Annotated in this window: 10 protein-coding genes and 2 pseudogenes; 3 read left to right on the plus strand and 9 right to left on the minus strand. The window is 48.1% G+C overall.

Annotation, left to right across the window (positions count from 1 at the left end):
• Positions 1-298 precede the first annotated feature (298 nt).
• Together IM317_RS22320 and sopA are read right to left on the minus strand one after the other, a co-directional pair.
• Positions 299-1,264, minus strand: a complete 966-nt coding sequence (locus IM317_RS22320) for a ParB/RepB/Spo0J family plasmid partition protein (RefSeq protein WP_023327690.1) — start codon at positions 1,262-1,264, stop codon at positions 299-301.
• Entirely contained in the window at positions 1,264-2,430 is a 1,167-nt protein-coding gene (gene sopA / locus IM317_RS22325; RefSeq protein WP_023327689.1) for a plasmid-partitioning protein SopA, read from the minus strand. Before sopA ends, IM317_RS22320 begins: the two co-directional genes overlap by 1 nt.
• A gap of 740 nt (positions 2,431-3,170) precedes the next feature.
• Here sopA and IM317_RS22330 point away from each other — a divergent pair.
• Complete coding sequence (locus IM317_RS22330) at positions 3,171-4,181, plus strand: RepB family plasmid replication initiator protein (RefSeq protein ID WP_015572055.1); 1,011 nt, start codon at positions 3,171-3,173, stop codon at positions 4,179-4,181.
• Positions 4,182-4,424: 243 nt separating this feature from the next.
• On the opposite strand, the pseudogene IM317_RS22335 reads toward IM317_RS22330, so the two are convergent.
• The 4 genes and pseudogenes from IM317_RS22335 to IM317_RS22350 all read right to left on the minus strand — a co-directional run.
• A pseudogene (locus IM317_RS22335) lies at positions 4,425-4,682 on the minus strand (site-specific integrase); the annotation flags it as partial.
• 201 nt (positions 4,683-4,883) lie between these two features.
• Positions 4,884-5,660 carry a site-specific integrase gene (locus tag IM317_RS22340; protein ID WP_023327688.1) on the minus strand — a complete coding sequence of 259 codons (777 nt, stop codon included), beginning with the start codon at positions 5,658-5,660 and terminating at the stop codon, positions 4,884-4,886.
• A gap of 18 nt (positions 5,661-5,678) precedes the next feature.
• On the minus strand, positions 5,679-6,209 hold the full coding sequence (locus IM317_RS22345) for a hypothetical protein (RefSeq protein ID WP_013087127.1): 531 nt from the start codon (positions 6,207-6,209) through the stop codon (positions 5,679-5,681).
• A 130-nt stretch (positions 6,210-6,339) separates the two neighbouring features.
• Positions 6,340-6,630: a hypothetical protein gene (locus IM317_RS22350; RefSeq protein ID WP_013087126.1), complete on the minus strand. Its 291-nt coding sequence runs from the start codon at positions 6,628-6,630 to the stop codon at positions 6,340-6,342.
• A gap of 605 nt (positions 6,631-7,235) precedes the next feature.
• Between IM317_RS22350 and IM317_RS22355 the strand changes: the two genes are divergently transcribed.
• Complete coding sequence (locus tag IM317_RS22355) at positions 7,236-9,446, plus strand: AAA family ATPase (protein WP_023327687.1); 2,211 nt, start codon at positions 7,236-7,238, stop codon at positions 9,444-9,446.
• Positions 9,447-10,077: 631 nt separating this feature from the next.
• On the opposite strand, the gene IM317_RS22360 is transcribed toward IM317_RS22355, so the two are convergent.
• Positions 10,078-11,052 carry a diguanylate cyclase gene (locus tag IM317_RS22360; protein ID WP_023327686.1) on the minus strand — a complete coding sequence of 325 codons (975 nt, stop codon included), beginning with the start codon at positions 11,050-11,052 and terminating at the stop codon, positions 10,078-10,080.
• Between the two features lie 636 nt (positions 11,053-11,688).
• Here IM317_RS22360 and IM317_RS22365 point away from each other — a divergent pair.
• Complete coding sequence (locus tag IM317_RS22365) at positions 11,689-12,597, plus strand: HNH endonuclease (RefSeq protein ID WP_001372261.1); 909 nt, start codon at positions 11,689-11,691, stop codon at positions 12,595-12,597.
• A gap of 387 nt (positions 12,598-12,984) precedes the next feature.
• Here IM317_RS22365 and IM317_RS22370 read toward each other — a convergent pair whose 3' ends face one another.
• On the minus strand, positions 12,985-13,335 hold the full coding sequence (locus tag IM317_RS22370; RefSeq protein WP_000694953.1) for a DUF305 domain-containing protein: 351 nt from the start codon (positions 13,333-13,335) through the stop codon (positions 12,985-12,987).
• Between the two features lie 143 nt (positions 13,336-13,478).
• A pseudogene (locus tag IM317_RS22375) lies at positions 13,479-13,647 on the minus strand (copper-binding protein); the annotation flags it as partial.

Raw genomic sequence — 13,647 nt, forward strand, 5'->3', positions numbered from 1 at the left:
TGGGACCGTGGTCCCAGTTAATCTGGTGTATGAAATCAGTATTCCGGGATGGGTTACCGTCTGAGTTCTGATATGCAGGTTGAGGGGTGAACTGCGGAACTAGTTAAGGAAAACTAGAAAAAACTGGATCTTTAGATTGTGGTAACAATCAGGTTGGGAGAAGTAAACAGATCTTTTTTACAACACTGGGCTATAGTGCAGAAAATAACTGCTTCGGATGTATATATTCCGAAGCAGCATGTAACGCATTAAGGATATTGGAAATTAATGAAGACTCTCGCGTGTATCATTAAACAGGCTAAACTTTTTGTAAGTCGCGCAGTATGGTTTCTATCTTCTCGATACACTCGGCAGGCAAACGAGATTTATCGAGATTAAAAATCACCTTATCGCCTTTGTATAGGGCTGTCGCACCAGGTACAAATTGATGACGGGTATTAAGGTTTACTTTTTTACCTGATGGCTCTTTCAGAACATCCGTCAGTAAACCAATAACTTCCTCGGATTCAAAGATAACTCCCGCTTTCTTTTGCTCATGAAGCTGTTGTGTCCGTTGCAACAATAAAGCTTCTTTTCCCGAAAATGCTTTGTACAGCGTCTCCCCTGAGCGGGCGGAAAGTTCACCAGGATGAGTAAACAGGGCAACCACTGATTTTGGCAAATGGGCCGTGTTGATGCAACGCGTGATGATTTTACGGGAAATATTCTCAGCTTCAGCCAGAGCAGAGATATTGCCGTTAAAATCATTTTCCAACCGCTGTGCATAACGGTTGCCCCGTTCATAAGCGCTGACAGGACGATAATCATTACCCAGCCGTGATAAAGCCATCATCTGTTCGTCATCGAGATCCCCGACGAGAACACGATAATCTGATGATGTCAGTATGGCGGCTTTACGACGGCGACTACCATCAGCAATTTCAATGACACCTTCTACCCTTCGTCCGAACGCAGGCGTCTGTTGACCACTCAGCATAAAAGAGGGAATCAGATCATCAAGCGCGTCTTCGGTCAGTAGTTCCTGGTCACGTTCATTACCTGACCAGACTCTTGATGCCGTCTCAACACTCTCGCCCGGGATCGCTTCCAGAATAAATTTCACTTCCCGGCCACAAACCGGAAGCAGAATGGTATTCCCGCGGGCCATGGCTCCAACCCGTGCAATTAATGAATCAACCATCGGTGCAGCGGGTGCCGCTGAAGGTTCAGTTTCGGGGCGGATATCTTTTACGGTATGTTTTGGAATGACTGGTGCACGTTTCATTATCTGATCTCCCAGCGAGGTTTAATCAGGCGATCAAAAATTTCATTACAGACAGGCTCCCAGATAGACAGCGCATTTCGCCAGGCTCCTGTAGATGAGCGCTGATCGATAGCCTGCTCAAACACCGTTCTCATACGGATCTGACCTTTACCGACTTCGTCGGTCTCGCGAACAACGTTTTTCAGTACCATGCTTCCCCAGGCATCGCGGATCTGTTCTTCCATCCAGGGTGACTGTGAGCCATTGTTATTGCTGTACTTGGTCAGAAGAATTCTAACGTCAGGTTCAAAACCCTGCAGGTCCACGTTTTTTAACAGGTCGCGCAGCATGTCAAAAAACTGAAGGGCAGAGGTGTAATCAAATAACTCTGCTGGCGTTGGCACGATGAGTACATCTGCAGCACAGACGACATTGATGGTACCAATACCGAGGTTCGGTGCACTGTCGATAACAATGACATCATAATCATGGGCCACTGTTTCGATGGCCAGGCGAAGCATCATATGAGGTTCTGTCGGCAGTTTCCCGTTGTCAAACCTTCCCATTAGTTCTGTCTCAATGCGGTGCAGAGCCAGGCATGAAGGTATGATGTCGAGACCCGGCCAGCAGGTGGCTTTGACGGCATAGGCTGCATCATCGCGCTCACCAAGATAAAAAGGCAGCAGTGTGTCTTCGGCATGGATATGCAAATCAGGGACCCAGCCGTGGTACATGGAGGCTGTGCCTTGAGGATCGTTCCCTTCGACAAGCAGTACTCGCAGCCCTTTCAGCGCCAGGTCCTGTGCCAAATGTACAGATACAGATGTCTTATAGACACCCCCTTTATGTGCTGCCACCGCGATGACGGGCGGAACGCTGTCATCAGGACGGCGCAGACGGGTGCCAAATACATCCCGCATATGGTTGATTTGTTCAATGGTGTAGCCCACCCGCTGCTCTACACGTCCACGCATTTCCATATCAGGATGGGGAAGGCGTCCTGCTTTTTCTGCATCACGGATTGCCTGAGAAGAAACGCCAATCAGATCGGCGGCCTCACCCACACGCCAGCGACGGGTAATTTTCCTGGCTTCCGGGCTATCATCGTTAAACTGTGCAATCGCGATAGCTTTCGTCATTTCATGACCGGCCGTAATGCACTGGTCAAGCGTTTCCATCAGTCCCATTCTTTGTTCCTTATTATTATCTTTGCATTAATCTATTAAATCTTGGTAAAAGGCGCAAAGCAACATTAAAGTTGCAAACCGTCTTAAATATTGCAAAGCCGATCAAAATATAGTCTTGTTCAGTTCAGCATCCGCCTGAAAGGCTGCCGCATGCTTCAGTCAATATCATCCGCTCGCCGCAGAAAGTATGCGCGCGTAGGCGCATGCGTCGAGGAAGCGGAATTACTCCGTACTAACAAGGTGTGGCTGACGCTCTGAAGCTAACGAAGCTCCACTGGAAGGAACTGAATGGTAAGGAATTGACTATAGTATGCAGATTATTGACTGCGGTATGAAGCTGAATAGGAATAGGGAAGAGTAATGACATGCATTTTTCTGCATATCACAGTCAAGACTATTGCCTTTCCTGGTGTTGTATTACTGGGTTGTTGTACCAAGATTCACATTGTGTCATGTCAGTGGTCCATATGTATTGGATGCTGGCTGTTATTCCATATTTCGATCCAGTAATTGATCCTTAAGGAGATCATGTTGAGATCAAAAAGAGATCCCCGGATCGTTTAGCGCCCCGCTACGCCTGATCCTGGAGACTATCTTCATTAACTGTGGTGTGTGGTATGTTGACTGTTGTGTGCGAGATCAACTATTGCGGTATGCAATTGTATTAACTGGGGTATGTATTTCCGTTGACTGTGATATGCGTATATACTTTCGTTTGTGGATAACCGCGGGTTAATAAAATGGCTATGGAAAATAATGAGTTACCCCTGAATCTTCAGGAGGTCAATAAGACAACGGGTGAAGTTGTTAAGCTGGATGTCAACAGCGCCAGTACTGTTCAGCCTGTTGCGCTCATGAGGCTTGGTCTGTTCGTTCCTACCCTCAAATCGACCTCTAGGAGTAAGACGAACCGCAAAAACGTCACGGATGCGACTGAGGAGCTCGTACAGCTGTCCATTGCCCGGAGTGAAGGGTATACCGATGTCAGGATCACCGGATCGCGCCTCGATATGGATACGGACTTCAAAGTCTGGCTTGGAATCATCCGTTCAATGTATGATTTTGGCGTTAAGGATGACACGCTCAAGCTGTCTTTTGTTGAGTTTGTTAAAATGTGTGGCTTTGACTCCCGGCGCTCTAACAAGAAAATGCGTGACAGGATAAGCAACTCCCTGTTCAAGCTGGCATCCGTAACCCTCAAGTTTCAGAGTGAAACGAAAGGGTGGACTACGCACCTGGTTCAGTCTGCCTATTACGACATCACTGCCGATGTCGTGGAGATCAGGGCAGAGCCCAAGCTCTTTGAGCTTTATCAGATGGACAGGCGGGTCCTGTTGCGTCTGAAAGCCATTGATGCCCTGCAGCGCAAGGAGTCCGCACAGGCACTCTATACCTACATTGAAAGTCTGCCACAGAATCCGGCCCCCATCTCCATGAAGCGTATGCGAGACAGACTCAACCTGACGTCTAACCTCTACACGCAGAACCACACGGTGCGCAAAGCCATGGCGCAGCTGAAGGATATCGGCTATCTGGATTACACCGAATTCAAACGCGGCCGGGCCACCTACTTCAGCGTGCATTACCGTAATCCGAAACTCATCAGTAGCAAGGTCGTTGTTCCCCGTGAGCCGGAAGAGGAAGTACCTGAGCAGAACTATGACGAAGTTATTAAAGCCCTGAAGGCTGCAGGTATTGATCCTCAGAAACTAGCAAAAGCGCTCGCCAGCGTGAAACCGGGAAATGACTGAGGAATGCCGTTTTAGAGTTTGTTGAGTGTGGTATGCAGAGCGCATACCACAGTCAATTTATACTGATTCATCATTCCGTTTAGGTTTTGCTTGCCTTGACTGCGATATGTGGATAGGCCTACCAGAGTATTGATATTGACTGCGGTGTGTGGAAGAGCGGGCAGTCTGCTCAACATCTTCACTGCGATATGTTTACTTTCATCACTTAGTCAATATTGTTCGTCAGGGCGGATGCCCTTAGCCCAGTACTTTCACAAAGGGTCTTAACCCACCGAGATCAAAGGATTCCGGGGGCAGCGTCCGGGATTCACTGATCCGCACTCCCGTGTTCCAGAAAGTAGAGAACAGCATTTAATGGTGAAGATCCGGCATATAGAAGAGTAGGGCTCTCACTTCGGGGACGAGTAGGTACGCCAGGGTGGCGCCGGTTAAAGTGGCCATCCTTCTGAGTGCGGCCGCGGTCGCAAAGTCGACCCCATGGGCTTTCGGCAACAGTGAAATGCGTTATGAAGAAAAGGGGGCAATGCAGGGATGAACAGGATCGGAACGAAAAGGTAAGTAATGAAGAAGACGTAAAGTGCGTTACGTGAATTCCGGCCTGGTACAGCCTGGACCCCTATCAGTTTTCACGTAACGCAAGATTAATTTATTATCGAATAAGTGGATGTCATTACAACTGTCTGTAAATTTTGACAAATTTAGTTATCTTTTTTTCAGCATGGCAACAGCATCAGCCTCTGCCATTGAAAATTGCACACGATGCCTTGCAGCAACATCGAGAGCAAATACCTTTGTATAGACTTCCGTCGAGCTGATCGACTTGTGCCCCATCAGGCTCTGCAGCACCTTCAGCGGAATTCCGGCATACAGCATGTGCATGGCGTAGGAGTGGCGGAACGTGTGTGGCGTCACCGGCACGGAGAACGTCACCCCGTCGGCGGCTGCCGCTTTAACAGCTTCGCCCAGCCAGGTGCGAACGGTACGGTCGGTGATCTCCCAGATGCGCACCTTTTCCGTTCTGCCGGTGCGCTTATTCCGGCGTTCCAGCGGTATTTTCAGGGTGGCCACCATCATTTCCAGCTGGCGGGCATACTGCGGATCGGAAAGCGGAACGTTACGATGAGGCTGGCTGCCGGCCGGAGCACGGCCGGCCGTTCGGGCCGCTTTCTCCACCCGCTGTTTGAGGGTTGCCAGTTGCACGAACGGGTAGGGCGGGGCCAGGGAAAAATCACTCCGGGTCAGGGCCAGTGCTTCGTTAATACGGGCGCCGGTGTTCCACAGGGTGGTCAGCAGCATCTTACGGTGAAGATCGGGCACGTAGTGGAGCAGGGCGCTCACTTCCGGCGCCAGCAGGTATTTCGGCAGTTCGTCCTGAACGAGCGCCATCTGGCGCAGTGCCAGCGCGGCCGGGTAATCGATGGCCACCGGCAGCTGAGCAGAGGAAAAAGCCCCGCTATGGCCTGGCAGTGCTGGCATCATGTTATGTCACCATTGTCATTAGAGTGTGCAGTGCATCACCGGTGCATCCGGGGATGCCGGACCCGGCAGGATCAGATACTCGGTAGCAGATTTGACACGGTAATTGGTGTAATCTTCAAACGAAACCGGGCTTGCTTTCATCCCCGCGAGAAAAGTTTCTTCAAGACCGCGGGCACGCGGAAGCGATAGTTCTATCGTCTCAGGATCGATGGCCATTTTCTGGCGGGTGGCTTCCAGCTCAGTGGTCAGCCGGTATTTTTCCGTACGAAAAGGAATACTCTCTTCAGCGTTTCGCTGTGTATAGGTCACGTCAAACATCATGCGATCACCGTCGTTCTGCAGTACCACGCCCCTGAGGAGACTTTCTATACGAACGGGGGATTCACCTTTCTGCGGAATCTCCGAGGTCCGGCTGCAGATAATCACCATCCCGGGTTTCTGACTGGCATTAACCATCCGCATTTCACTGAGCGTTGCCGCCCCTGCATCCCGTGCAGTCACACCCAGCAGGATCGTCAGCCCCATTATAAAACCGGTCAGTTTACACATCGTTCCTGTATCCTTTACGTTAATGTCTGGATCATCTTCAGGGAGAAATCCCGCCGGACTACACTATCGAGTGACATGTGGCCGCCAGAGGGTGTCCAGCCGACCACTCATTAAATGCTGCTGTCGGCTATCAGTAGCGACCAAGAGTCATTAACTGGAAGCATTTTTCCTCGGAGAGCTCTCCTTCTTTCTTTGGGAGAGGGCCAAGGAAAGGAGTTATCACATCGACTTCTGTGGACAGATACCATGTGTCATCAGCATCATCCCACCAGGCAACTGTGCGATCGTCCCAAGTGTGTATCTCACGGTAGCAGCCGTATCCGTATATGTGCTCAAACTCCGATTCTTCCATCCAGACTCTGTCATGCCCAAGGATTATGAGAGCCTCAAATAAAACACTCAGTGTAATTTTCATATTCATAATCAACTTCCTTATTATTTAATATCTATTAGTTCTATTTATTTATCATCGCCAGCAGAACATTCCGTTGCCCGCCCGCAGTGATTAGCAGAATAACAGTCACCGCCCGCAATTACCGGATCTCACTCTTTTTGACTTCCGAAAAATTCATAATAGCAAAGTTTTCGGAAGCGATGATGAACAGATTAACAGGATTTACTCGTCAGGTCGGTCTGATGCGGAGAGGGTGAAAGTTATCTAACTACTTAAAGTGTAGCACATTTTTAATTTTCGTTTCACAAATCAGCGCAGAAAATCGCCGTGATCCGGAACTCAGGGTTTTCGGATCTTCAAGACGAAGGAAAGATACTGCTGCATATTAAGCAATAATGTAATGAGATTATTGTTATTAAGGTATTAATAACCAAAGCGCACAAAAACATTATTTTTGTTGCCAGTTCTGCATTAATACACCAAAACAAATTCCGCGATCTATCCCGTCCTGTCATGTCAGGTTTAGCGCGCAGGAGTGGTTAAGATAAATCTGATCGGGATGACATAACCCGAATGCAAAGTGGGCTACGATGGAAAGACTGGGCAAACTCAGGGACAACAAGGAGAAAAAAATGGCTCAACTCAGGATCCGGGGCGTCAGAAGCTACGCGCCTGACAGGGATATCTGCTTTGATCTCAGCAGTAAGGTGACACTCATCTATGGCCAGAACGGCTCAGGAAAATCCACGGTATCAGGCTATTTCTATGACCGGCAGGCGGATAAATACCGGCACTGCACCTTTGAGAGCCCGCACGTCAGCCACTTTCAGGTCTTTAATCAGGAATACATTGACAGTAAGTTCACCCGTTCTGACTATCAGCCCGGGATCTTCACCCTCAGCGAGGCCAATCAGGAAAGCCAGGACAAAATAAACAGTAATAATAAAGAAAGCGCAAAACTGAGTGCCCGGACAGATAAGCTGAATGAGGAGATCGCCGAGAAGGAAGGTATGAAGGAAACGGTCACTGACAGCTGTGCCAAAGATATTTTCAACCGGACAGTCAATGACAGGAAAATCCTCAGCGATTTCCTGGATGGCGCTAAAATTAAACGATCGTTTTACGAACGTATGGTGGCAACACCGCTGTCGGAGGTTAGCACCACGGCTGAGGCGCTGGCGGATAAATGGCGGATGTTAAGTCAGAGCGAAGGAACGCTTGTCGCCGAAATTCATATTCCCCCGACAACTGTTTTAACGGAAGACACCCTGACACTGATGCAGGAACCCGTGATGCCTGCAAGCAGTACGCAATTCTCTGCTCTCATTCAGAAGATCGGTAATGCTGACTGGGTGCGCCAGGGACAGCAGTATATACACGACGATATCTGCCCATTCTGCCAGCAGTCCCTGGATGTCACGGCCTTTTCGCGCGAACTCATTCAGATGTTTGATGAGTCATACCAGACGTCTCTCGGGGCGCTGAGCCAGGCCGCAGAACGACTTGCTCAGGACTGTGATGCCCTGGCCGAATTAGAACGCCGTGTTACGACCCATGCTTTCGTTGATGAGGACAGTCAGATTTTAAGCCTGGTGAAAACGGTCAATAAAGGCTTCCGGATCCTGTTACAGCAGCTCCTTACTAAAATTAAAGAGCCTTCCCGGAAGGTACAACCCGAGAACGTTCAGGATCCCCTGGTGCAGCTCCGGAAGGAAGTGGACGTTTTAAATATCCGGGTACGGGAAAACAACCGTCTTGCTGAAAACTTCAGTCAGGAAAAACAGAACCTGTATACGGAAGTTATGGCGCACCTCAGGGGAATTTGTGAGGAGTTCTTTGCCGGGCGTGACCGGCAGCTTGGCGAACTGCAGAACGAAATCGACACCAGATTGCGTGAAGTCGGCGCCCTGGCTGCCAGTAAGAAAACACTGGATGATGAGACGAACAGGCTGACCGGACAGCTCTCCGACATCCAGCCAACCATTAACAGTATCAATGCGAATCTCAGGCTGCTGGGGATCACCGGCTTTGAAATCATCTGCCATGATGCAGAGATGAAACTGTACCGTCTTCGCCGGGGAAGCGAGCCAGAAAAGGCGGAAGTCTTCAAATCCCTCAGTGAGGGTGAGAAAACAATGGTTGCTTTTCTCTATTTCATCGAATCGTGTTCGGGCAGTCTTACCCCGGAAACCATCCATCCGGAAAATAAACTCATTGTGATTGATGACCCGATTTCCAGCCTGTCACATAACTATATCTATGAAGTTGCAGCACTCATTAAGCGGAAGATAATTAAGGCCGCTGCAGCGAGACATGTGGTGATACTGACGCATAATATGTTTTTCTTCCAGGAGATGCTGCTGAACAGCGGCCGCCTGCAGGATGGCAGGAAAGCGCCAGCAAACTGGTCGCTGTTTCGCATCATCAAGTCGGATTACAGTTCCTGCGAAACGCTTTCCATGCACGAAATGCTCAATGAATATCAGGCGTTATGGCAGACACTGAAAGACGTCAGGGATGCGAAAACCCAGCCCGTGGTGCTGTTCAATACGATGAGGAATATTCTGGAGTATTATTTCAGCTTTTCCTGCAAGAATGAAAAGCTTAAAGAAGCCCTGGAGTCTCTGGCAACGGAACACAGCGATGCCGGAGAATATGATTCATTTTACCGGGCCATCAACCGCCACTCGCATTCGGACGGTAGAAATCTTTTCTCAACCGGCGTCATCGATAAGGAACGCTATCTGAACATGTTCAGGAAAGTGTTTATTCACACTGATGACCATGAACACTATCTTGCCATGATGGGTGAATCCGAAGAACGGCCGGAAACAGAGGCGTAAACAAAGAGTATCGTCACCTGCGGGTACCGTTCACTTAACGCGTCGGGAGCGAGCGCATGTGATTACGCACATGCTCTACGCGCCCGAAACGAAAACGTGTATACCGTACAACGGGTACAATTTTCGGTTTCATGGCGGGTTTCCTTTTACAGTCCGGCTACTGCCGGAAGTCCCTGTAACCATTTACAGGCGGTAAAAAGCGCAGAGGGGAACACCCGAGGTGACGACAGCTGATTATAAGCCCCGTTCCGGTTTGACGTAAATCATTTCCACATTTGAAAAAGGGAAAATCAGGGCTCCCATTCTGTCCGGGAGCTAACTGCGATGTGCATCCAGCTTTGAATAACCAAACCTAATGAAAGTCACTGCTCATGCTGTTAACGGCCGTCCCGCATTCAAGTTCCCTCCAGGCAGCCGAGCGTGATATTTCCGACTTTGCCTATTTTTCAGATCTCGGGAGAGGAAGAGAGGAATTATTGCAGCATGGACACAAAAAACGAGTAATTGTTGCGATGAGAGGATTATTGCTCCATGAGCAAATATAAATGACTTTATGCGCCATGAGGTTAAATATATTGTTCCTGCCGTCCGGCTGAACCCCGGGGCAGGGGATCAGCCGGGAAGGAAAGCGTCACGGTTCTGCTTTCCGGGAGAGGGTCTTTCGTTTTTTCTTCAGGTACATCACTTCGTCACATTTGCCGATCATTTCCGCCAGCGTCGCGTACTGGTCTGCGTTATTGATCAGTTCGCCAAAGGAATAATTGATGTTGTAGGGCTTACCCGAGGTGTCATTGTAATGATCCAAACTGGCACTCAGCGCTTGCAGAAAAGAACTCGTGTTCCCGTTTCGCCGGATCAGGGCGGCAAACTCATCCCCGCCGAGGCGGCCTGCTATTTCGCCCGGTTCGAGGTGCTGATGTAAAAAGCCGGCAAAAACCTTCAGCACCTCGTCTCCCTCTGCGTGTCCCCAGAGATCGTTCACCGGTTTGAACCTGTCCAGATCGAAATAGATGAGGCTGAACGACGCATCCTGCCGGTTCATCGCGCGGAAGAGTTTTTCGCCGGCGCGGTAAAACCCGCGCCGGTTGGGAATGCCCGTCAGGCTGTCCGTCATGGCCATGCTGATGGCCTCGAATTCGTCTTCCACGATACAGGCCAGATCCCGGAGGGACGCAATGTCATCATCCGTGAAGGCGCGGGGAACGGTGTGGATCAGGCACAGCGTGCCGGCCACCGTGCCGTCGGGCAGGTTCACCGGCTGGCCGGCGTAGAACCGGATGTGGGGCTCACCGGTGACCAGGGGATTGTCACGGAACCGCTCATCAGCAGCTGCGTCGTGAACAATGAAGGGCCCCTCCTGCAGAATGGCATGCCCGCAGAACGAGATGTTACGCGGGGTTTCGCGCACGCCGACGCCCTGGCAGGCGAGGAGCCACTGGCGCTCGCGATCCAGCAGGCTTATCAGGGCCACCGGGACCTGAAAGGCTTTGCGGGCCAGCCGCGTCAGGCGTTCAAAACGCTCATCGTCACGGGTATCAAGAAGGCCGGTAATATACAGGGACTTCAGCCTCTGTTCTTCATTCTCCGGTATACCGGGTGCCTGCATGTAATCTCCTGGTATGTACAAAGTATATATGCAGATGAAAAGGTGTTTGGATCTGACTGAGTGTAATTATAGTTCACGACTTATCTGCCAGCGGCTGAACTTCAGGTACAGGAATTCACGTTTATCACTCGTACTAGACTCTCCGGAGGACCAGGGGAATGACCGGGTCTGTTACGGTGAGGGAATCTGTAAACCTCAGGATTTTTGCCGGGAAAGTACGTACAACTGCTATCTTGATTAGTAAATGTTAAAATTTGTAGGTATCCACCCGTTAAACAAAATGATTAATATTTAAAAATACTCGTTGAACACCCGTGCCGTAATAATGAAGTACATTAAAAACGTTATCCGGTCATGTGAAGCTGAGACCGTCTCTTCGTCATGTAAAATGCCGTACTTTCTTTGTCGTGAAGAATGACCGGGTTAAGTCCATAAGGTTGAGAGGAAGTCTGCTGATGTGATACGCTCAAGGCGAGATTTATCTCAGTGAGAACTCACGGCAACAAAAAGTTTTTGGACAACAAAACACAAAGTTGTTTTGGACTGTAGGAGTCCAAGAGACAATGACATTACATACAACGCCGTGTAACGGATTTTACATTATTACAAAGCCTGTGTTACAAGAGAGTTATGGACATGATTGAAAAAATATGTGAAGTAATTGATGGTGAATACGTCTGTGATATAGATATTAGCGTTGAAGAATGGAAGATTTTATTAAGGGATAAAAAAGTTTTTGATGACAAAAGTATTGCAGCGTTAAAAAAATGGTTCATTGAGCCAGACCATTCCTGTACATGTTTCGATATCGGCAAGAAGTACGACCTGCACAGTATGAGTGCTAATGGTGTAATCAATGGGTTGGGTGGAAGAGTTCAGAAGCAGCTTGGCCGATTCGAGGTTAAAGGAGTCGGAAAGATTGCTTCCGGGACAAAATTCATTACAGTCATGAAAAGTAGAGAAATTAAAGGAAACCCAAAGCGAAATTTATGGACTATCCGTGAAGAACTTGTTCAGGCAATAAAAGAACTAGATTTTTTTAGTACGAACGAAAGCTCAAGCATTGATTTTTACTCAGATAATGATTTGATCACTGCTCTAGAAGAAAGTAATCACTTTGACGTTACTCAGACATTTGAGTATAGCGAAAAAGCGAAACCTAAGAAAGCTGCAATAGAAGTCAAAAATGGACTCTCATACCCAAGAAGTAAATCTGTTTCAAAAAATGCGCTTAACAAAGCTGATTATAAATGTGAAATTAATTGCGACCATCCAACGTTCAGAAGGCGAAACTCTCCTCTAAATTACACAGAACCTCATCACATTGTCCCGATGTCAAAGCAAGACTATTTTGAGAATTCACTGGATGTGGAAGAGAATATCATATCACTATGTTGCAACTGCCATAAACAAATTCATCTTGGCAAGGGGTTTGAAGATATGTTGAGGAAAATATATGCCGAGCGGAAAGATGTATTAAAAAAAGCGGGAATCGAGATATTATTAGAGGATTTGATTCTTTTTTACAAGATGGAAGGTAATTAATCTTCGAGAAGATGCATGCTTATTTTTATTTTTTTAGCAATGAATGTGAAATACTGCCTGACTATCAATCCTGTCATGTGGTTCAGATTTATGGGGGAGAATTTTAATATTTTACCAGCATGGCATGTCGATCAATCGGTTAAGTATAGCGCCAGGTAACCAGACGGACTTTCCCTCTCAGGCGGGAGTCGTTATCCATCGTCCAGTACCTGATTAAAAGTAGGAGTAATTACAAGAAAATTAAATTGTATGACTATTATTTCCGTTCAGAAAAGAAAGTTACATTAAAAACCCGAAATTATTAGGGTTATTAATTAGTTAAGTGCTATATATTTTCGTGTCCGGGGGTACCCTAAGAGGGTGCGCAAGACAACACTCCAGTGTTCATTATTTATGACTGTCAAGCCATTTATTCATCTGCTCAATTTCACCTTTTTGAGCTTTAATGATGTCCTGCGCAAGCTTTCTCATTTCGGGATCTTTTCCGTATTTGAGCTCGGTCTCAGCCATTGCGATTGCCCCTTCATGGTGTGCGATCATACCTTTTGCAAAGGCCTTATCGGGATTGGATTCATTAACGGCGGCCATCATTTTTTCATGCATATTTTTCATGCCAGCCATATATTCCTGTGATGATGCCGATGAGTGCATATCTGACATTTTCATTTCCGAATGTTCAGCAGAAATGGCTGGCAGGGATAACATTAATATTACAAAAAGGGTGTTTTTGATTTTCATATAATAATTCCTTTCAGACAGGTACCGGTTAAGTGTAGCTGAGTCAGACAAAAAAGCCCCCTGACGGGGGGCAAAAATGTAGCAACGTTGTTTCAGGAAAATCTATCAGGGAAAAGGTAACAGCACGGATACTACCGTCGCATTCAGCCTGCATTGATCATGCGGCGGTGCGCTTCGGCCATGGCCTGATGTGGGCCGGATTGCCCGTTATTCATGAATTCATGGGCAACCGCTGCTCTTTCATGCTCATTCATCGCCGCGTAAGACGTTGACGGGACGGTCGTGGATACCGTGTTATTTCCCATCATCTTC

It is taken from the genome of Enterobacter cloacae complex sp. S3 (assembly GCF_014930495.1).
GTDB classification, from domain to species: domain Bacteria; phylum Pseudomonadota; class Gammaproteobacteria; order Enterobacterales; family Enterobacteriaceae; genus Enterobacter; species Enterobacter asburiae_B.